The sequence below is a fragment of the Ruegeria sp. AO1 genome (assembly GCF_056535985.1).
Genome location: NZ_JBQFJC010000001.1, coordinates 62,066 through 81,660, shown reverse-complemented (window position 1 = coordinate 81,660; position 19,595 = coordinate 62,066). Strand labels below are relative to the sequence as shown.

Sequence of the window (19,595 nt, the reverse complement as noted above, 5' to 3'; positions counted from 1 at the left end):
GAACCTGCCCTAAGACTTGCCAGCAAGAGGGACCGCCATGTCACATATCACACTGGTTCGTCACGGTCAGGCCAACACGGCAGCACGGGACGAGGTTAACTATGACAAGCTCAGCGATCTGGGCCACCAGCAGGCGCGCTGGCTGGGCGCGCATCTGCGCGATACGCGGGCACATTATCCGCGGGTTTATTGCGGCACACTGACCCGGCATGTCGAAACGGCCTCGAGCATGGGGCTGCCTGAGCCGGTTCGCGATGCACGCCTGAACGAGATCGAGTATTTCACCCTGGCGCAGCTGTTTCACGAACAGCACGGCGTGGCGATCCCGACTGATCGCGAAGGGTTTGTTGATCACCTGCCCCGCACTTTCGCTGCGTGGGCCGATGGCGACATCCAGGATGCGCCCGAAAGTTTCGAACAGTTTGAAACCCGCGTCAGCGACGCCCTGCATGAGATCGGAACCGAGGGTGGGCCGGCCATTGTTGTCACGTCGGGTGGGCTGATCTCGATGGTGGTGCGGCAGGCAATGGGTCTGGATATCCCGTCGATGGCGCGGGTGGCGCTTGCCATCATGAACACTTCGATGCACCGCCTCCACCCGATTGGAGCGCAGCTCAGCCCGGTTCTGTTCAACGCGACCCCGCATCTGGAAGCGCCAGACCGGCAATTCGCCCAGACCCATCTGTAAGGAGGTCCCGATGCAGCTTTACTACGCGCCCCGCACCATTTCAGTTGCCGTTGCCATCGCGCTGGAAGAGGCCGGTCTGGATTATGAGGCGATCCGGTTGGACTTTGCCGATGGCGAACAGACCAAGCCCGCCTACAAGCAGATCAACCCCAAGGGCCGGGTCCCGGCGCTGGCGGTGGATGGCGGTATCCTGACCGAGACCGGCGCGTTGCTGGACTATATCGCAACCGTCGCCCCGCAGGCCGGGTTGGTCCCCGAAGACCCGGTCATGGCCGCGCGGATGCGCGAGGTGATGTACTACCTCGCCTCGACCATGCATGTGAACCACGCCCACAAGATGCGCGGGCACCGCTGGGCCGACAAGAAATCCAGCTGGAAAGACATGAAGGACAAGGTCGCGCAGACCATGACCGCATCCTGCAAATACATCTCGTCCAACGGGCTGCGCGGGCCGTTTGTTCTGGGTGAGGCCTTCTCGCTCGCCGATGCCTACCTCTATGTGGTGTGCAGTTGGCTGGAAGGCGACGGCGTAGACGTCTCGGCCTTCCCCAAAATCCTCGCATTCCGCGAGGCGATGGAGGCACGCCCTTCGGTTCAGGCGGTCCATGCCGCTGGAATGCTCTGACAAAAGGAAATACGATGACACATCTCTGGGTCCGGGCAGAACAGCGCCCGAACGAGGATCGGGTCGGGCTGACCCCCGAAGGCGCCGCCGCACTGATCGCGGCAGGCATCCGTGTGACGGTCGAGGAAAGCTCTGTCCGCGCTATCCCGCTGGACGGCTACAAAGACGCGGGCTGCGAGATCGCAGCTGAAAACAGCTGGCCCGAGGCCCCGCAGGACGCGATCATCTTCGGCCTGAAAGAGCTGCCCGAGGACGGCACCCCCCTGCCTCATCGCCACATCATGTTTGGCCATGCCTACAAGGGCCAACATTCCGGTCGGGCACTGCTAGAGCGGTTCAAGGCGGGCGGCGGCACGCTCTATGATCTGGAATATCTGGTCGACGAAGACGGCCGCCGCGTCGCCGCCTTTGGCTATTGGGCTGGCTATGCCGGCGCCGCGGTCACGCTGAAAACATGGGCCGCACAGCAACGCGGACAGGAATGCCCGCCCGTTGGCGTCTATGCCAACAAAGATGCGCTCAACGCCGAATTGCTGGCCGAGTTGGACGCCACCGGCGCTGACCGCCCCCGCGCCATCGTCATTGGCGCGTTGGGCCGTGTTGGCACCGGTGCCGCAGATATGTGCGAAGCGATGGGTGTCAGCGTCACCAAATGGGACATGGCCGAGACCGCCAGCGGAGGCCCATTCCCGGAAATCCTGGATCATGACCTGTTCCTGAACTGCATTTTCGCGCGCCCCGTCACGCCGGTCTTTGTCCCGCGCGAGGCGCTGACCGCCCCGCGTAAGCTGACTGCAATTGGCGACGTGGCCTGTGACCCGGACAGCGACTATAACCCGGTCCCAGTCTATGACCGCGCCACCACGTGGGAGGCCCCCGCCCTGCGCGTCGCGACCGACCCGGTGATGGATGTGATGGCCATCGACAACCTGCCCTCGATGCTGCCGGTCGAAAGCTCGCAAGACTACGCAGCGCAACTGCTGCCGTCTCTGCTGACGCTCACCGATCTGGACAGCGGAGTCTGGGGTCGGGCAGAAGAAACCTACAAAACTCATATCGAAGGGATCTGAGCGATGACGATTCACTGGTGTGGCACCGGCCTGTCGGCCATCCCCGGCCTGCGCCGCCTGATCGAAGGCGAGCACAAGGTTACCGTCTGGAACCGAACCATCGACAAGGCCAAAGCCGAGGTCGGTGACCTGACCGGCGACATCCGCGCCTTCGACATCGACGCTCTGGGCGCGGTGCTGGAGAAAGGCGACGTGATCGTCTCGATGCTGCCGGGCGACTGGCACGTGCCGCTGGCGGAACTGGCGATCTCCAAGGAAGCGAACTTCGTCTCGTCGTCCTATATCGCGCCTGAAATGCGCGCGCTGGACGACAAAGCGCGTGAGGCTGGTGTGGCTTTGGTCAATGAGGTTGGTCTGGACCCGGGCATCGACCACCTGATGGCGCATGCTTTGGTGGCCGACTACCGCGCCTCGGACGCGTTCGATGCGCAAAACCACCTGAGCTTCATCTCGTATTGCGGCGGCATCCCCAAGAACCCCAACCCGTTCCGCTACAAGTTCAGCTGGTCGCCGCTGGGCGTACTAAAAGCGCTTCGCTCACCATCAAAATCGATCCGCGACTACGCCCCGCTGGACGTCGCCCGCCCATGGGACGCGATCAGCAGCTATATCGCGCCGCTGCCTACTCCGGAAAGCTTTGAGGTCTATCCCAACCGCGACTCACTGCCCTTCATGGCCGAATATCAATTCGAGGACCACTGGCCGGTCAAAGAATTCGTCCGCGGCACCCTGCGCCTGAACGGCTGGACCGATGCCTGGGCCGACGTGTTCACCGAAATCGAAACCCTCTCAGGCCCCGAAGGTGACGCGCGGATGAAAGAGATGTCGGACCAGTTCTGGACCGAGAACGCCTATGACGAAGGCGAGCCCGACCGCGTTGTGCTTTGCGTTGGCCTGAAAGCCGAGAAAGATGGCGTTGAGGTGTGGAACAAAACCTACGTCATGGATGCCTGGGGCGATGAACGCGGCACCGCGATGGCGCGTCTGGTGTCGATCCCGGTCTCACTGGCGGTTGAGGCTGTCCTGAACCGCGCCATCCCTGCTGGCGTTCACGCAGCACCCAGCGATCCGAAACTGGTGCAAGGCTGGATGGGTGAAATCGACACGCTCGCGCAGCATCTGCAAATCGTGGATCACTTGGGTTAACCAGCCGGTAGAAAGAAAAAGGCCATCCCAGTTTGTCTGGAATGGCCTTCAATATCGTATTATTTCCATTTCTAAGCCTGGCTTTCCTTACGACGCCTAAGCGTCAGATATATCGATTGATCGTGTCCTCGATATCGCTGCGGTTTATGCCCAACTCGGCCAACTGATTGTCGCTCAAGCCATCCAGATACTGCGCGGCACGCACAATTTCAGGACTTATGGCCTTGATACGCATGGCGCGATCAAACAACAGCAGAGCCGTAGCAGACGGCGTTGGCTGATATACGGGCGGGATGACATCAAACATATTCGTTACCTCACTCATTAAGAAAACAGCGTTTGCGAACGGTCGCGGACCCTGTTTCAATGTCGAAGCGGGGCACCGTTGAAAACGCTCTCATAGGCGCGCTGTTTGATCTCGCTCCGATCAATCCCGATATCCGCGAGTTGGTGATCCGAAAGTCTTTCCAGATTGCGCACCGTGTTCGAGAAAATGCGTCTCCGAAAAAACTCGACCTTTGCGTCCGCGTAGTTCGAGAACAAACCGCCAAAGAGGCCAGTCCGGGCTTCTGCAGTATGTGTATATGCCATTTCTTTTCCTCCTAAATTTGATTTTCAGTGCAGTACTGACATCAAATAAAGGAACGCTGCGTTAACCAAAAAGCAGCGTTCCATTAAAGTTTCTTTAGGAAGATGGAGCGCGATGGCGCGCGCTATCCGGAACCTTCGGCTACATCAGATCGTTCTCGATATCCTCAGCCGATATGCCCAACGCATCCAACCCGTTCTCAAGATGGTCCGACAGATGCGGTGTGCCGATCAGATAGTCGGCGCAGGGGGTTGAGGCCTCGGATTTGGCGGTGGCAACGGCCTCGGCAAGATCCTCGGCGAAAAAGCTTTCGCGCCCGATCCACATGATGGCGACCAGCTCGGCCTGCTCATCCTCGCTCATCCGGTCGACAAAGGCGCGCAACTCACCTTCGGCCCGTCCCAGCTCACGCCCCATCATGGCAACCTGAGCCACTTTCCTTGCCGAAATATCCAACATGCCTTCAGCTCCTCTTGTTCGCGGTTTCGACACATCAGACCCCGACACGCACCCCGAGTCTTTGATCTTACGCAAACAGAGGGGCAACTATCGCCGAACCCGCGACACCGGCTGATCCGGAACAGGCGCGGTGCGGAATGGACGAAACCGGGCTTTTTTGATCCACAGCTTGATTGCCTGCCATACGATCAGCGCAAAGGTGCGCCGCGCACCAAACGGACGGCGCAGCAAAGACCACAGAATAGAGCCGTTGGTCAGCGGCTGGCGCGGACCTGTCAGCGTGGCGATCAGCCCGCCTCCTTCCCGCCTATAGTCGATCCACACCCCAACACGGTCGGGACGATAGTCGAAGCGGAACGTGTAATTCCCCTCAATCATCTGGAAAGGCGACACATGCATCAGCTTGTCCGCCACCACCCGGTCCGAGGGGTCGATGACCGCAAAACCCGGCTTGTGGCAGACATAGCTGTGGCGCGTCCCGTAAGTGTTGGTGACCTCAGCGACCACGGCGTAAAGCTGCCCATCCTGATCAAAACAGAACCAGAAACTGACCGGGTTGAAAACATGGCCCAGAACCCTCGGCTGCGTCAGCAACATGATCTGCGCCGGCTGGGGCACCTCGAGTTCCTCTAACCGGGCGCGCAGCCATGGTGCACCGATCCCTTGCCCCGGTTCACCACCGTGATCTGAGCAGCGCCAATTGGTGATGTTCACGCGGTCGACCGAAAAAAGCAGCGGCGTGGACAGATCGGCCTCAGGGTCCAGCAGGATGTAATCGACCGAATAGCGAAAGGCGTTTTCAATCGCCCCTTTGCGACCGTGATAGGTGTAACCTGCTATGTGGTCGATGTTTTTCATTCCGCCGCGCGTCCTGCTTTGCCTGTAAATTGTTCGACTTGCGCCCTTTTCAGAAAAGAGACGTCATTTGAAATACGGAATCCACCCCGGTTTGGACTTTTTTTGTCGCATGAAAGTGATCCGCCTTGGTGCCCCCCGCGTAATCCGGTTATGTTTACCGAGATCAATACCGTGACCTTGGACGAACCTGCGGCTGAACAGGCCGCCCCTCAGCCTTGGCGCGCAAAGAAACGCATCAAGGGTAGACAGGTGAACGGAACGAACGGCAGTTGCGACACCAGGACCGAGTGGGTGGAACATGTCAGGCGCATCCGAGACGCGCAGGACCAGGCGGCTTTTGCCGAGCTGTTCCAGCATTTCGCGCCGCGTATCAAGGCGTTCCTGATGAAGTCAGGATCAGACGCTGCGCTGGCCGAAGAGTGCGCGCAAGAGGTGATGGCAACCTTGTGGCACAAGGCCCATCTGTTCGATCCCTCGCGGGCCACGGTGGCCACTTGGGTGTTCACCATCGCTCGGAACAAGCGCATTGACGTCCTGCGCAAGCAACGCCGCCCTGAACCCGAGGAACTGGGATGGGGCCCCGAGGCTGAGCCGGACCAGGACGATGTCCTTGCGCTACAACAGGAAACCGCGCAGCTGCGCACCGCCATGCTGGCGTTGCCCGAGGCGCAGAGAGAGCTGATCGAGAAGGCGTATTTCGGTGATCTGAGTCACCGAGAGATTGCGTCTCAGACCGGGTTGCCCCTGGGAACGATCAAATCACGTATTAGGTTGGCGCTGGACCGCTTGCGCCATGCGATGAACTGAGATGAGCAAGATGAGCCAGTCGATTAAACATCACCTGACAGATGAGCTGCTGATGGCCTATGCCGCCGGCTCTCTGCCCGAGGCGTTCGACCTGATGGTCGCAACCCATCTGTCGCTGTGCGACCACTGCCGTGCGCGCGCCGAAAGCTACGAGGCCGTGGGCGGACATGTTCTGGATGCACAACCCGATGCAGTCAGCATGAGCGACACATCCCTTGCCGCAACGATGGCCCTGATCTCGCAAGGCGCACCGACCCCCAAGCCCGCACGTCCGGGCTGCGCCATCCTGCCGACCCCCCTGCAAGACTACGTCGGTGGGACAGTTGATGACATTCAGTGGAAACCGATTGGCATGGGTGTGAAACAAGCGATCCTGCCGACCAGCAAAGAGGCCACCGCCCGCTTGCTGTTCATCCCTGCAGGTGTCGCCGTCCCGGATCACAGCCACAACGGTACTGAATTGACGATGGTTCTTCAGGGTGCCTTTTCGGATGAGGTTGATCGCTTTGCCCGCGGCGATGTCGAGATTGCAGATGAAGATCTGCATCACACGCCGACGGCGGACATCACCGAGGATTGCATCTGTCTGGCCGTCACGGACGCACCGCTGAAGTTTAGCAAACTGATGCCGCGCCTTTTCCAGCCCTTCCTGCGGATCTGATCGTGTATAGTTCGGATCAGAACTGCCTCTGACAGGAGATATTTCATGAACCGAACATATTTGATTGCCCTTGGCTTTGCGTGCTTTGCCACGATTGCGTCTGCTCAGATGAAGGCTGACGTGAAGTTCGAGCCAGGCAACTTTGGCACAATGGTCAACGGTACCGTGACCGGAGATGAGTATTTTGACTACTCGCTCGGCGCGAAAGCCGGGCAAGAGATGTTTGCCGACCTCAAGGTCAGCGACACCAATGGCAATGGTGTGGTCTATTTCAACATCCTGCCCCCCGGCAGCGATGGCGTCGCGATTTATAACGGTTCGATCGACGGCAACACCGCCCGGATCGATCTGCCCGAAGACGGAGACTATACGATCCGTGTCTATCTGATGGGAAATGACCGGGATACGGGCAAAACCGTGGGCTACAATCTGGACCTGTCGATCCAGTAAGTTGCTACTTGGGCTAGCTGTCGACTTCGGCGTTTTCAGACCGGATAGGAACCCCCAACAGCTCTAACGCGCCGCTACGGCCTTTGACCTCGATCGTGGGGATGCTTACCAGCCCGTCCAACAGGCCCGGCCCTCCGGCCGCCGTCACAAGATCATTCGAGACGATCAGGTCCATATCCAGATCGCAGGTCAGGCTTTCAAGTCGCGCGGCTGTGTTCACCGCGTCTCCGAACACCGAAAACTCTAGCCTGTCCTGATCGCCTATCACGCCGAGAAACACCTCACCCCAGTGCAAGCCGATTCCGGTGCCAAGTGATGGGAGGCCCGCCGATTTGCGCTCGGCGGTCCAGCGGGCCATTTCGTCCAACAGTCCTGCGCCGCAGTTCAGGCAGCGTTTTGCGGCCTGCTCTCCGTCAAACACGATCATGACGGCGTCTCCAATGAACTTGTCGATGATCCCGTTTTCCCGACGCACGACGGCTGAGACCCGACGCCTGTAATCCGACACCAGCTCAGAGACCTCATCCGGTTCCAGCTGTTGCGACAGTGTCGTGAATCCGCGAAGATCGATGAAAATCAAACCGGCCTTCTGGCGGCGTCCGTTTTTCAAAGCCGCCAATCCGCTGTCGCCGAGGTCTTGAACGACCTGCGAGGGCAGGTAGCGCGTCAGGTTCGCGCGACGCTGCGCCTCAGTTATGGATTGGAACAGCAACTTGTGAACCCGCCTTGCGGCGACGATCAGAACCACCCCGGCCAGGGCGATCATGAAGACACGGATCAGGTTGGGAGGGGGTGCCAGAAACAGCCAGATAGGACTGTCTGTGTGACCCCTCGCGGATCCTGCATCTATCCCGATCAGGAACAGAAACCCAAGCGACAGCAAGACAACCTGCATCAACATGACCTTGGGGTTGCCGCGCAATACTCCGAAAGCCAGAACCACAGGGGCCAGCCAGACGGCGGGCAAAACGAAGACCTCGTCCCCGACAAGGCCAGTATTGAGCAAGCCCAACCGGACCGAGACAATCAGGAACACGGAATCTGCGCCCGACACAGGCCACGCCATCCAACCCGAAAAGCGCCCCCTGCGAGCCGCGATCCATGTCACGAAGCCAAGCAAGAAATAGGCAAAGAGGGTTCCGAACGCGAACGCCCATTGGCGCTCCAGAACCGCATGTCCGCTGTTCGAAACCGGTTGGATCGTGACAAGGAAAACGACGCCAAGGCCCGCTGCAACACCCATCCGCAACAGGCCAACGATCTGCTCCGCTTTCTGTTCGGCCGTTCTCAGCAGTTGGTCAATTTCAGGCGGGTGCGCCGCATATTTCATTCTGCAACCTGTCTGTCAGGATGCGCAATCAGCCCTCGTGCCGCGTTAAAGGGACGACCTCCGAGGGGGCCTCTGGCGCCAATTCCTCAAAATCAAAGTTATCAAGCCGTTGCGCCCTGCGGCCAGCTTTTTCCGCACTGATCTTGATGTCCGAAATGTCCTTGGCCGCCTGCCCGAAATGGCGATCCAAATTGGCAACGCGGTCGCCCAGACGCTCGACATCCTTGTGTAGCATCCCAAGTTCCTTGCGGATGGCGCCTGCTTGTTCTCGCATCCGCGCGTCCTTGAGGATCGCGCGCATCGTGTTCAGCGTCGCCATGCAGGTGGTCGGTGACACGATCCAGACGCGTTTGGTAAAACTCTCCTGCACCAATTCGGGGAACTTGGCGTGCAACTCGGCATAGACCGCCTCGGAGGGCAGGAACATCAGCGCGCCATCGGCGGTTTCGCCATCCAGAATGTATTTCTCGGCAATATCGTTGATGTGTTTGCGCACCGTGCTGCGGAACATCTGAACCGCCGCCTTCAGCTCGGCGTCATTGGTCGAGCCAATCAGCGCCTCATAGGCCTCCAACGGGAATTTGCTGTCGATCACAATCGGCCCCGGAGGGTTCGGCAGATGGATCAGACAATCCGCCCTGCGTCCGTTCGAGAGAGTCTCCTGCAGCTGGAAACTGTCATGCGGCAACGCCTTAGAGACGATGTCATTCAGCTGAATCTCACCAAACGCGCCCCGAGTCTGTTTGTTCGACAGAATATCCTGCAGCGACAACACATCGCCGGACAGCTTGGTGATGTTGTCCTGCGCCTTGTCGATGGCGGCCAACCGTTCCTGCAGCTGGGTCAGCGAAGTCGCAGTCTGCTTGGAGGAACCGTGCAGAGATTCCTTCATCCTCTCCTGCATTTCAGCCAGCGCGCGGGCCGATTTCATGGCATTGTCGGCCAGCCGGTCATTCATCTGCTGCTGCACCGACGACAGGCGGGATTCGACCGTCTGGATCACCTGCACCTGCGCATTGGCCTGCGTGTCCGAGACATGCTGCAACCCGCCGCGCAATTGCTCCTGCCCCTGTCCCAAGGCCTGCACATGTTGCCCCAGATGCGCCATCTGACGCGCCAGAGGTTCTGCCATCCGCGCGGAACGCTGGGACGCCCGCAGCGACAGGAATAGCAACAAAAGGATCAGCGCCAGAACGCCACCCGTAACGAGGATTACCGGGTCATTCAGCGCATATTGGGTGCCTGCAATCTCAATCATATGAACCTGTATGTTCTCGTTTTGTTTCTATCTTCTTAAACGCTTCGCGATACCGGATCAACTGCGCCCGAACAGACGCTCGATATCGCTGAGTTTCAGTTCAACATAAGTGGGTCGCCCGTGGTTGCATTGACCGGAATGCGGGGTGGCTTCCATCTCGCGCAGCAAGGCGTTCATTTCCTCGGCGCGCATCCGGCGGCCAGAGCGGATCGAACCATGGCAGGCAACGCGGCTGAGGATCGCCTCAATCCGCGCCTGCACCATCTGACTGTCGCCCTGATCGGCAAGCTCATCAAGGATATCCAGGATCATCGCGCGGGCATCGACCTCACCCAGAATGGCGGGGGTTTCGCGCACGGCAATGGCACCGCCGCCGAAAGGCTCGAGCGTCAGGCCAAGGCGCGAGAGGTCATCGGCGACCGCCATCAGCCGCGCGCAATCGCCTTCGGACAGCTCAACGATCTCGGGGATCAGCAAAGCCTGCGCGGCGACACCATTCTCGGCCATCTGCGTTTTGAGTTTTTCATAGACCAACCGCTCATGCGCGGCATGCTGGTCCACGATGACCATCCCGTCGGTGGTTTGCGCGATGATGTAATTCTCATGCACCTGACCGCGTGCTGCCCCCAAGGGCAGATCCTGAGGCGCGGGTTCTTCAGCGGTCACCGGGGCCGCAACCGGGGTCGGCTCGACAATGCTGCCGCTATAGTCCCTCGCCAGCTCGGCAAAGCCGGGGGATTGCGCCCGATATGCCGCTTGCCGGGCCGCCTGAGACGGGCGGTCCATCTGGTAGACCCGCGCAGGGATGGGCTGAGGTGCCTCGGGCCGCATCGCGCCCAAAGTCGCGTTGGCTACGGTCGAGGACGCGCGATGCCCGGCGTCGGCCAGCGCGTGACGCAGGGCGGAAACGATCAATCCGCGCGCAACGCCGGGATCACGGAACCGAACCTCGGATTTAGCAGGGTGCACATTGACGTCCACCAGCGTCGGATCGCAGTCGATAAACAGCGCCGCAGCCGGGTGGCGGTCGCGGCTGAGGAAGTCGAAATACGCCGCCCGAAGTGCTCCGGTTAGCATCTTGTCACGGACTGGACGGCCATTGACGAACAGGTATTGCGCAACCGCAGCCCCGCGCGAATAGGTCGGAAGGGCAGCATAACCGTACAACCGGATGCCTTCGCGGGTCGCGTCGATCTGCAGGGCGTTCTCGGCAAATTCGCGTCCGATCACGCGGGCCAGACGGGCGTGGAGGGCATCGAAAAGATCACTATTCTCGCGGTCGGCGCGGAAGGTCACACGGCCCTCACCTCCGCCCGAAACATCACGCAAGGTGAACGTGACGGAAGGCTCAGCCATGGCGAGGCGTTTGACCGTATCGCCAATGGCCTGCGCCTCTGCCCGGTCGGTGCGCATGAACTTGAGCCGCGCCGGCGTGGCGAAGAACAGATCGCGCAGCTCGACCACTGTGCCTGCACGAAGGGCGGCGGGCTTCACCGCCTCCATCTTGCCGCCCAAAACCGCAATCGACGCAGCATCCGCCCCCGGAACGCGGCTGGTGATCGACAAACGACCCACTGCGCCGAGCGAGGGCAAAGCCTCACCCCGAAAGCCGAAGGTGTGAATGTTCAACAGATCCGACCCGTCGATTTTCGAGGTTGCATGACGCGACAAAGCCAGCGGCAGATCCTCGGGCGCGATACCACAGCCATCATCGGTGACACGAATCAAAGTCTTACCCCCATCCGCGATATCTATGGCAACACGGGTGGCTCCGGCGTCGATGGCATTCTCGACCAGTTCCTTGACGGCCGAGGCCGGACGTTCGACCACTTCACCCGCGGCGATGCGGTTGATCGCAGCATCGTCGAGCTGCCGGATAACGGGTCGTGTTTCGCTGATATTGGGGGTCGTCTGCGCCATACCACCAGACCTAGCACATCACGGCCCGATTCTGCCACCGGATTGAACCGTAATATCGGCCGATCTTTCAGATCAAGAAGGGAGGGGGGCCGGACAGTGTTCGGGGGCTGGCTGTGCCGCCCTCACCGAACCCTGCCCGGACTTACCGAAGTGAGTGGTAGTTGTTAGCCGGTAATGTAATTGACCTAACATGCAATTAGTTAAATTGCTTATTAAGAGTCATCTTTATTTACTCTGGGCAAAGTTCAGCCGATGACCTGCGGGAACCAGTGGCAGGAAAGTGCCGCTTCACGCAGGTGTGTGCGCACCCACTCGGGTGCGGCACGGGCCGAAAATGGCGGTCAAGGCCAGAATCACGCCGGACATGGTGGCGATCATCCCGGCCGCGCTGACGGCATCCGCCGCACCCACCCAAAGCGGGCCATACCCGGCCAACACATAGCCCGACACAGCTGAGAGGATAGCGAAACCCACACTCCACGCGATTTGCGTCTCCAACCGGTTGGTCATCATGCGCGCCGCAGCCGGGGGGCAGATGAACATGGCGATCACGATGATCGAGCCAACCGCATCAAAGGCGGCAACAGCAGCGATCGCGGCGACGATGACCAACGCCAGCCCTAGCGCGCCCGTGCGGATACCCATGGTGCGAGCGAACCCCTCATCGAAGGTCGAGATTTTCAGTGGCCGCCAGAACAGCCATGTGAACAGCAGAACACCCAGCATCGTCACCGCGATCCGAGGCAGTTCAGGCGGCAGCCCGGCCAAGGCCTGCAAGTCCCAAAGTGAGGACCAGCCCGTCGCATCCAGCCAGATCAGGCTTTCCAGATTGCCGTAAAGCGCATGTTCCACATCCAGATGCACGGTTGAGGTATCCGTCTGCTCCAACAGCAGCACGCCTCCCGCGAACATGGTGGTAAAGACCACGCCCATCGCCGCGCCCGGTTCGATTTGACCCAGCCTCCGGATCGCCTCAATCAGAACAACGGCAACGATCGCCGCCCCCGCCGCGCCCAGCATCATGGGCCAGGTCGAGATCGCTCCGGTCAGCAGAAAGGCCACAACGATACCGGGCAGCACCACATGGCTGATCGCATCCCCGATCAGGGCCTGTTTGCGCAGCACGAGGAAGTTGCCGGGCAAGGCGCAGGCGATCGCCGCAAAGGTGCCGATCAGCAGCGGCGTCAACGACAGGGGTACGAATTCCGCACCACTCATGTCGGAGCCCCCTGTGGTCCGCCGATGCGGTGGTCTATTTCCGTGATCTGATCCTTGGTCAGTACGGTTTCGATGTCACGCAGGCCATCGTATAGCGCGGCAGTCGCCTCATGCGCCTGATCCGCGCGCACGACCTCCCACCGCTTTTCATCGCGCAACGCTTTTGCAGCGCGGGCTTTGCCAGCCTCGGTCGCCACGCCATCGGCGCGCACAAGGTCAGCCCGGCGCAACAGGCGCAGGGTCAAAGGCTCGTAGATTTTCTGGCCTTGCGCCAAAGCCAACAGCCCTTGCCGGATATGCACCCGACGTTGGAACCTCAGATGGCGCAGAACGGCGGCCAGAATCCCTCGGACCGGGGCGAGGAACAGGGACAGGACAAAGAAGGCGAAGCTGACCAGAACGATGATTGGCCCGGTCGGCAAGTTCGGCGCAGTGGCCGACAGGGCGGCGCCGATATAGCCTGCCAAACCGCCCGCGAGACCGGCCAACAAGACAACGCGATCCGACCGCTCGGACCAGAACCGCGCGGTGACCGGAGGGATGATCAGCAAAGCCACGATCAGGATCAGGCCGACGATTTTCAGGCCGACCACAGTGACCGCCATCACAAACCCCATCATCGCGAGGTCAATGCGATGCACGGGCAAGCCCCGGGCCGCGGCATATTCGGGATCAAACGCCACCAAAGTCATCGGGCGGCGCAGGATCATCACAAGCACCAGAGTCGCCGCACCTCCGATCGCGATGATCAAGGCATCCGCCCACAGCATCCCGGCCGTTGAGCCCAGCAGGAACCCTTCCAAACCCGCTTGCCGACCAACGCCCATGGTCTGAATGACGGTCAGCAGGACGATGCCAAAACCGAAGAACACCGATAGAACCGCGCCGATTGCGGCATCCTCGGCCAGTCGGGTGTGGAGGGTTAACCAGTTCAGGCAGAGCAGACCAACCCAAGCCGAGACCGCCGATCCCGCCAGCAGACCCAGCAGGTTGCGCCCGTCACCACCAAGGGCGACCAACAGCATGAAGGCCAGACAGACCCCCGGCAGGGTCGCATGACTGATCGCGTCGCTGACCAGCGCGCGTTTGCGCAAAAACAGAAAGGTGCCAGTCACGCCGGCTGAGACTCCCAGCAAGCTCGCACCGATAGCGACCAGCGTGGCGTTGTAACCAAGCTGCAGGCTGAGCGCATCCCAGAGCATTCTTTACCCCAGCGCGCGCGAAATCTGGTCGATTTGGGCGGTGGCCAAGCGGCCTCCGTATGCGGATTGAAGGGTCTCGGCGGTAAAGGCCTGCGCCACCGAGCCCTCGGCGATCTTACGTGTGTTGATCAGGAAGACATGATCAAAGTAGTCCGAGACCGTGGCCAGATCGTGATGGACAACCACAACGGTCTTGCCCGCCTCTTTCAGCGATTTCAGCACCGCGATGATGGCTTTTTCGGTGGCCGCATCGACACCGGCGAAGGGCTCGTCCAACAGGTAAAGATCGGCGTCCTGCGCCAAGGCACGGGCTAGGAACACCCGCTGTTGCTGGCCGCCGGACAGCTGGCCGATCTGGCGATCTGCAAAATCGCGCATGCCAACGCGGTTCAGGCAATCCATTGCTACCGCTTTGTGCCACGCGCGGATACGGCCCAACAGGCCCAGTTGACGCGACAGGCCCATGAGAACCACATCAATCACGCGGGTCGGAAAATCCCAGTCAACACTGGCGCGCTGCGGGACATAGGCGATCCGGGCACGCTGTGCCTCGAGCGGTTGACCAAATACAGTCACCTGCCCTGACAAGGGCGTCACGATCCCAAGCGCCGCTTTCAGGAGTGTCGATTTCCCTGCCCCATTTGGGCCGATAATCGCGGTCATCGCCCCCGGCTGAACCGTCATATCCACGGAGAATACGGCAGGCTTCTGACCGTATGAGACTGTTAGACCCCGCACTGCCAGCGGGCTGGCCTCAATCCCTTGGTCTTCGACGGAAACACCCTGAACCGCTGCAAGCTCTAGCATCACTCAAAACCCCGCAGACAGTTTGCCGTTCAGACCCTGATCGGGAACATCAGCCCCCAAGGCCCCTGCGATCACAGTGATATTGTGATCCAGCATGCCGACATAGGTGCCCTCATAGGTACCCGGCTCGCCCATGGCATCGGAGTACAGCTCACCCCCGACCGAGACTTTGTGCCCCTTGGCCGCCGCGCCCTCGATCAGCGCGCGCATCGAGCGATCCGAGACCGAGCTTTCCACGAATACGGCGGTCAACTGGCGGTCGACCAGAGTATCGACCAGCTCTCCGATCCGATTCAGACCGGCCTCGGACTGGGTCGAGATGCCTTGCACGCCCATTACTTCATAGCCATAGGCCGCACCGAAATAGCCAAAGGCGTCATGTGCGGTCAGTAGAACGCGGCTGTCTTCGGGCACTGCGGTCAGGGCCTGTTCTGCATAGGCTGTCAGAGCGTCCAGCTCGGACAGATGCACCTGTGCGTTTGCGGCAAAAATCTCGGCAGCCTCGGGTCGGGCCTCGGTTAGTGTCTCTTGGACCTTGGTGACCACATCAGCCCAAAGGGCCGGGCTCATCCAGATATGCGGGTCATATTTGTCGGCATAGTCATCATGCGCGCGCAGCTTCGAGTTATCAACGCTTTCGGCCACGGCAACCACGGTCTGCTTGCGGCCGAGGTCTTCAAAGAAATCTTCCATCTGCGCCTCAAGGTAGAGACCGTGCCACAGCACCAGATCCGCGCGGGTCATGGCGACGATATCGCTGCGGGTCTGGCGATAGGCATGCGGATCAACGCCGGGACCCATGAGGCCCTTTACTTCAACCTGATCGCCGCCGACCTGTCGCACGGCGTCGGCAATCATGCCGGTCGTCGCCACGACCTTCAGCGGAGCCTGCGCCCATGCAGCAAGCGGCATGGCCGCGGCGATAGCGAGAGCAGCAAGGAAACTGCGACGAATCATGGTTGATCTCCGGAATTCGGACCCTGTTGCGATTAAATATGAGAACGACTCGCAACTAAGTCAATGCTATTGCGAATTAGTCGCAACAAAATCCCAATTTATTTGTCCAAATGGTCAAAAAACTCCCTCGAAACCGCTCTGCTGCCTTCCATTTACCGCCAAGCCGTGCGATTTTGGCGCAAACCTCCCAAAGGATGTGAGAATGGAACCGCAGCGCTCAGACAGCCCCGTGCGCACCGCGCATCTGCCGCAAGTCACTGAACCCAGAAACCCTGGAATGGACCTTGATCTGGATTGGGTAAGGGCCGTTCAGGCCAATACCTCAGCGATCGAGCGCCGGGCAGCAACCCTGCCCGGTCGGCGGTCGGTGAAGAAGGACTATCAGGCCGCGTGGCTGCTGAAGGCGGTCACGATGATCGACCTCACCACCCTGTCAGGTGACGACACGGTGGGGCGCGTGCGCCGTTTGTGCGCTAAAGCGCGCCAGCCGGTTGCGCCAGCAACTTTGCAAGCGCTGGATATGCCTGCGATCACAACCGGGGCCGTCTGCGTCTATCACGACATGATCGAGACTGCCGTTGCCGCTTTGAAAGGCACTGGGATACCGGTTGCTGCGGTCTCCACCGGGTTTCCGGCTGGCCTGTCGCCGTTCCATTTGCGCGTGGCCGAGATCGAAGAAAGCGTGAAAGCCGGAGCTGAAGAGATCGACATCGTCATCTCGCGCCGCCATGTGCTGTCGGGCGATTGGCAGGCTTTGTATGATGAGATGAAGGCCTTCCGCGCTGCCTGCGGCGATGCCCATGTCAAAGCCATTCTGGCGACCGGAGAGCTGGGCAGCCTACGCAACGTCGCCCGCGCCTCACTGGTGTGCATGATGGCCGGGGCGGATTTCATCAAGACCTCGACCGGGAAAGAAAGCGTCAACGCCACCCTGCCCGTGTCTCTGGTGATGATCCGCGCGATCCGCGATTATTGTGACCGCACCGGGTATCGTGTCGGGTACAAGCCTGCGGGTGGGATTTCCAAGGCCAAGGACGCGCTGGTCTACCTGTCGCTGATCAAGGATGAGCTGGGCGACCGTTGGCTGGAGCCGGACCTGTTCCGCTTTGGCGCCTCGTCACTTCTGGGCGATATCGAACGGCAGTTGGAACACTATGTGACGGGCGCGTATTCCGCCGGTTATCGTCACTCCATGGGCTGAGGAAAAGAACAATGACAGTCAAAGAAATCTTCGAGACCATGGACTATGGCCCCGCCCCCGAAAGCGCAGCTGAGGCATTGGCCTGGCTGGTCGATCAGGGCGATGCGTTCGGTCATTATATCGACGGGAGTTTCACCAAACCGGGCAAAGGGTTCGAAAGCAGCAATCCCGCGACCGGAGAGGTTCTGGCCAAGCTGACCCAGGCCAAGCAGGCGGATGTGGACGCGGCCGTCGCTGCGGCCCGCAAGGCGCAACCCAAGTGGGAGAAACTGGGCGGCGCAGGCCGGGCGCGGTATCTCTATGCCATTGCGCGGCTGTTGCAGAAACATTCGCGCCTTTTCGCCGTGCTGGAGAGCATGGATAACGGCAAGCCGATCCGTGAATCGCGTGACATCGACATCCCTCTGGCGCAGCGACACTTCTACTACCACGCCGGTATGGCGCAACTGATGGAGAGCGAGTTGCCCGATGCTGAGGCCTTGGGCGTGTGCGGGCAGATCATCCCGTGGAACTTCCCTTTGTTGATGCTGGCCTGGAAGATCGCGCCCGCGCTTGCGATGGGGAATACGGTGGTGTTGAAACCGGCCGAATATACCTCGCTGACCGCGCTGCTGTTCGCTGATATCTGCTCACAGGCCGGGCTACCCAAAGGCGTCGTCAATATCGTGACCGGAGACGGCGCGGTGGGTGAGATGATCGTGAACGCGGACGTGGACAAGATCGCGTTTACCGGCTCGACCGTTGTGGGGCGGCGTATCCGCGAGGCGACTGCGGGCTCGGGTAAGGAGCTGACCTTGGAGCTGGGCGGCAAGTCCGCCTATATCGTCTTCGACGACGCTGACATCGACAGTGCGATCGAGGGGCTCGTAGATGCGATCTGGTTCAATCAGGGGCAGGTTTGCTGTGCAGGGTCCCGTCTGCTGGTGCAAGAGGGCGTTACCGACCGCTTTCACGACAAGCTGCGCGCCCGGATGGACGGCTTGCGCATCGGTGATCCGCTGGACAAATGCATCGACGTCGGCGCGGTTGTGGACCCGGTTCAGCTGCAGACCATCAAATCCTTGATCGACAGCAACACCGCAGGCCATGTCTACCACGCAGCCTGTGAGCTGCCGGAAAACGGCTGCTACTACCCTCCGACGCTGATCTCGGGGCTCGAGACCTCGGACCCGCTGATGCAGGAGGAGATTTTTGGCCCGGTTCTGGTCTCCTCGACCTTCCGCACCCCGGCTGAGGCTGTCGAGCTGGCGAACAACACCCGCTACGGCCTGGCCGCAACGGTCTGGACCGAGAATGTGAACCTCGCGCTGGATATCGCGCCCAAGCTGGTTGCGGGCGTGGTCTGGGTCAACGCGACCAACCTGTTCGACGCCGCCGCCGGGTTCGGCGGAGTACGCGAAAGCGGTTTTGGCCGCGAAGGCGGATGGGAGGGGCTGACGGCCTACACGAAGCCCAAGGGCAAAGCCAAGCCTCTGGCGAAGGTCGAGGCGACCATGGGCGAAGGTGCCTCGGTGGACCCCATCGACCGCACCGCCAAGATGTATATCGGCGGCAAGCAGGCGCGGCCCGACGGCGGGTATTCCAAGCCCATCTGGGGCAAATCCGGCCTGCTAGGCCATGTGGGTTTGGCGAACCGCAAGGACGTTCGCAACGCGGTCGAGGCCGCGGCGGACGCGAAAGGCTGGTCCAAGACCACCGGTCATCTGCGGGCACAGATCCTTTACTATATTGGCGAGAACCTCTCGGCCCGCGCGGGTGAATTCGCCGCCCGTATCGACGCCATGACCGGCAAAAAAGACGGCACGAAAGAGGTCGAAGCTTCGATCCAGCGCCTGTTCACTGCAGCTGCCTGGGCCGACAAATATGACGGTCAGGTGCATGGCGTTCCGATCCGGGGCGTGGCAATCGCCATGAAGGAACCCGTCGGCGTGATCGGCGCGCTCTGCGCGGATGAGGCGCCGCTGCTGGGGCTGGTCTCGGCCATGGCGCCTACGATTGCCATGGGCAACCGGGTAGTGTTGGCGGCGTCTGAGCCGTATCCGCTGGCCGCCACCGATTTCTATCGGATCCTCGAAACCTCGGACGTGCCCGCAGGTGTGGTCAATATCCTGACCGGCAGCCATGCGGAATTGGCGAATCCACTGGCCTCACACCTGAACGTGGATGCGGTCTGGTCGTTCTCTTCGACGGATCTGTCAAAAGAGATCGAGGTCGTCTCAGCCGGGAACCTGAAACGGACCTGGGTCAATAACGCGACGGCATTTGACTGGAGCATGGACCATTCGCGCCGCTTCCTGCAGGCTGCGACCGAAGTGAAAAACATCTGGGTGCCCTACGGCGAGTAGGGCT

20 protein-coding genes are annotated in these 19,595 nt (G+C 60.6%); 9 read left to right on the top strand and 11 right to left on the bottom strand.

The window, feature by feature from the left end:
• Positions 1 to 37 precede the first annotated feature (37 nt).
• From ACR3FB_RS00470 to ACR3FB_RS00455, 4 genes are read left to right on the top strand one after another with little or no spacing between them, the layout of a single operon-like run.
• Positions 38 to 688, top strand: coding sequence for a histidine phosphatase family protein (locus ACR3FB_RS00470; protein ID WP_170482228.1), 651 nt, complete (start codon positions 38 to 40; stop codon positions 686 to 688).
• A gap of 10 nt (positions 689 to 698) precedes the next feature.
• Entirely contained in the window at positions 699 to 1,313 is a 615-nt protein-coding gene (locus tag ACR3FB_RS00465) for a glutathione S-transferase family protein (RefSeq protein WP_480563281.1), read from the top strand.
• Between the two features lie 14 nt (positions 1,314 to 1,327).
• Positions 1,328 to 2,383, top strand: coding sequence for a saccharopine dehydrogenase (locus ACR3FB_RS00460; RefSeq protein WP_480563279.1), 1,056 nt, complete (start codon positions 1,328 to 1,330; stop codon positions 2,381 to 2,383).
• Positions 2,384 to 2,386: 3 nt separating this feature from the next.
• The gene (locus tag ACR3FB_RS00455; protein ID WP_480563277.1) at positions 2,387 to 3,529 is read left to right on the top strand and encodes a saccharopine dehydrogenase family protein; all 1,143 of its coding nucleotides are present in this window, start codon (positions 2,387 to 2,389) and stop codon (positions 3,527 to 3,529) included.
• A gap of 103 nt (positions 3,530 to 3,632) precedes the next feature.
• On the opposite strand, the gene ACR3FB_RS00450 is transcribed toward ACR3FB_RS00455, so the two are convergent.
• The 4 genes from ACR3FB_RS00450 to ACR3FB_RS00435 all read right to left on the bottom strand — a co-directional run bounded on the left by ACR3FB_RS00450 (position 3,633) and on the right by ACR3FB_RS00435 (position 5,435).
• Positions 3,633 to 3,836, bottom strand: coding sequence for a DUF1127 domain-containing protein (locus ACR3FB_RS00450; protein WP_170473219.1), 204 nt, complete (start codon positions 3,834 to 3,836; stop codon positions 3,633 to 3,635).
• Between the two features lie 56 nt (positions 3,837 to 3,892).
• Positions 3,893 to 4,120: a DUF1127 domain-containing protein gene (locus ACR3FB_RS00445; RefSeq protein ID WP_480563276.1), complete on the bottom strand. Its 228-nt coding sequence runs from the start codon at positions 4,118 to 4,120 to the stop codon at positions 3,893 to 3,895.
• Positions 4,121 to 4,259: 139 nt separating this feature from the next.
• Complete coding sequence (locus tag ACR3FB_RS00440; RefSeq protein ID WP_480563274.1) at positions 4,260 to 4,577, bottom strand: DUF3775 domain-containing protein; 318 nt, start codon at positions 4,575 to 4,577, stop codon at positions 4,260 to 4,262.
• 87 nt (positions 4,578 to 4,664) lie between these two features.
• Positions 4,665 to 5,435, bottom strand: a complete 771-nt coding sequence (locus tag ACR3FB_RS00435) for a DUF1365 domain-containing protein (protein ID WP_480563273.1) — start codon at positions 5,433 to 5,435, stop codon at positions 4,665 to 4,667.
• A 291-nt stretch (positions 5,436 to 5,726) separates the two neighbouring features.
• Here ACR3FB_RS00435 and ACR3FB_RS00430 point away from each other — a divergent pair, with 291 nt between their 5' ends.
• Genes ACR3FB_RS00430 through ACR3FB_RS00420 form a run of 3 tightly spaced genes read left to right on the top strand, consistent with a single transcriptional unit; the run spans position 5,727 to position 7,353 of the window.
• Positions 5,727 to 6,242 (top strand): sigma-70 family RNA polymerase sigma factor, encoded by a 516-nt coding sequence (locus ACR3FB_RS00430; RefSeq protein ID WP_425084919.1) that lies wholly within the window; start codon positions 5,727 to 5,729, stop codon positions 6,240 to 6,242.
• A 10-nt stretch (positions 6,243 to 6,252) separates the two neighbouring features.
• Positions 6,253 to 6,903 carry a ChrR family anti-sigma-E factor gene (locus ACR3FB_RS00425; protein WP_170473205.1) on the top strand — a complete coding sequence of 217 codons (651 nt, stop codon included), beginning with the start codon at positions 6,253 to 6,255 and terminating at the stop codon, positions 6,901 to 6,903.
• 45 nt (positions 6,904 to 6,948) lie between these two features.
• Positions 6,949 to 7,353: a hypothetical protein gene (locus ACR3FB_RS00420; RefSeq protein WP_170643639.1), complete on the top strand. Its 405-nt coding sequence runs from the start codon at positions 6,949 to 6,951 to the stop codon at positions 7,351 to 7,353.
• 13 nt (positions 7,354 to 7,366) lie between these two features.
• Here ACR3FB_RS00420 and ACR3FB_RS00415 read toward each other — a convergent pair whose 3' ends face one another.
• From ACR3FB_RS00415 to ACR3FB_RS00385, 7 genes are all read right to left on the bottom strand, one after another.
• Positions 7,367 to 8,683: an adenylate/guanylate cyclase domain-containing protein gene (locus tag ACR3FB_RS00415; protein WP_480563272.1), complete on the bottom strand. Its 1,317-nt coding sequence runs from the start codon at positions 8,681 to 8,683 to the stop codon at positions 7,367 to 7,369.
• A gap of 28 nt (positions 8,684 to 8,711) precedes the next feature.
• Positions 8,712 to 9,941 (bottom strand): DNA recombination protein RmuC, encoded by a 1,230-nt coding sequence (locus tag ACR3FB_RS00410; protein WP_480563271.1) that lies wholly within the window; start codon positions 9,939 to 9,941, stop codon positions 8,712 to 8,714.
• A gap of 57 nt (positions 9,942 to 9,998) precedes the next feature.
• Complete coding sequence (gene mutL, locus ACR3FB_RS00405) at positions 9,999 to 11,861, bottom strand: DNA mismatch repair endonuclease MutL (RefSeq protein WP_480563270.1); 1,863 nt, start codon at positions 11,859 to 11,861, stop codon at positions 9,999 to 10,001.
• A 288-nt stretch (positions 11,862 to 12,149) separates the two neighbouring features.
• The gene (locus tag ACR3FB_RS00400) at positions 12,150 to 13,079 is read right to left on the bottom strand and encodes a metal ABC transporter permease (protein ID WP_480563269.1); all 930 of its coding nucleotides are present in this window, start codon (positions 13,077 to 13,079) and stop codon (positions 12,150 to 12,152) included.
• The gene (locus tag ACR3FB_RS00395) at positions 13,076 to 14,281 is read right to left on the bottom strand and encodes a metal ABC transporter permease (protein ID WP_480563268.1); all 1,206 of its coding nucleotides are present in this window, start codon (positions 14,279 to 14,281) and stop codon (positions 13,076 to 13,078) included. Before ACR3FB_RS00395 ends, ACR3FB_RS00400 begins: the two co-directional genes overlap by 4 nt.
• Positions 14,282 to 14,284: 3 nt before the next feature.
• Positions 14,285 to 15,088, bottom strand: a complete 804-nt coding sequence (locus ACR3FB_RS00390; protein ID WP_480563267.1) for a metal ABC transporter ATP-binding protein — start codon at positions 15,086 to 15,088, stop codon at positions 14,285 to 14,287.
• A gap of 3 nt (positions 15,089 to 15,091) precedes the next feature.
• Positions 15,092 to 16,045 (bottom strand): metal ABC transporter solute-binding protein, Zn/Mn family, encoded by a 954-nt coding sequence (locus ACR3FB_RS00385; protein ID WP_425084899.1) that lies wholly within the window; start codon positions 16,043 to 16,045, stop codon positions 15,092 to 15,094.
• 202 nt (positions 16,046 to 16,247) lie between these two features.
• Between ACR3FB_RS00385 and deoC the strand changes: the two genes are divergently transcribed.
• Both deoC and ACR3FB_RS00375 read left to right on the top strand, forming a co-directional pair.
• The gene (gene deoC, locus ACR3FB_RS00380; RefSeq protein WP_480563266.1) at positions 16,248 to 17,246 is read left to right on the top strand and encodes a deoxyribose-phosphate aldolase; all 999 of its coding nucleotides are present in this window, start codon (positions 16,248 to 16,250) and stop codon (positions 17,244 to 17,246) included.
• A gap of 11 nt (positions 17,247 to 17,257) precedes the next feature.
• Positions 17,258 to 19,591, top strand: a complete 2,334-nt coding sequence (locus tag ACR3FB_RS00375) for an aldehyde dehydrogenase family protein (RefSeq protein WP_480563265.1) — start codon at positions 17,258 to 17,260, stop codon at positions 19,589 to 19,591.
• Positions 19,592 to 19,595 lie beyond the last annotated feature (4 nt).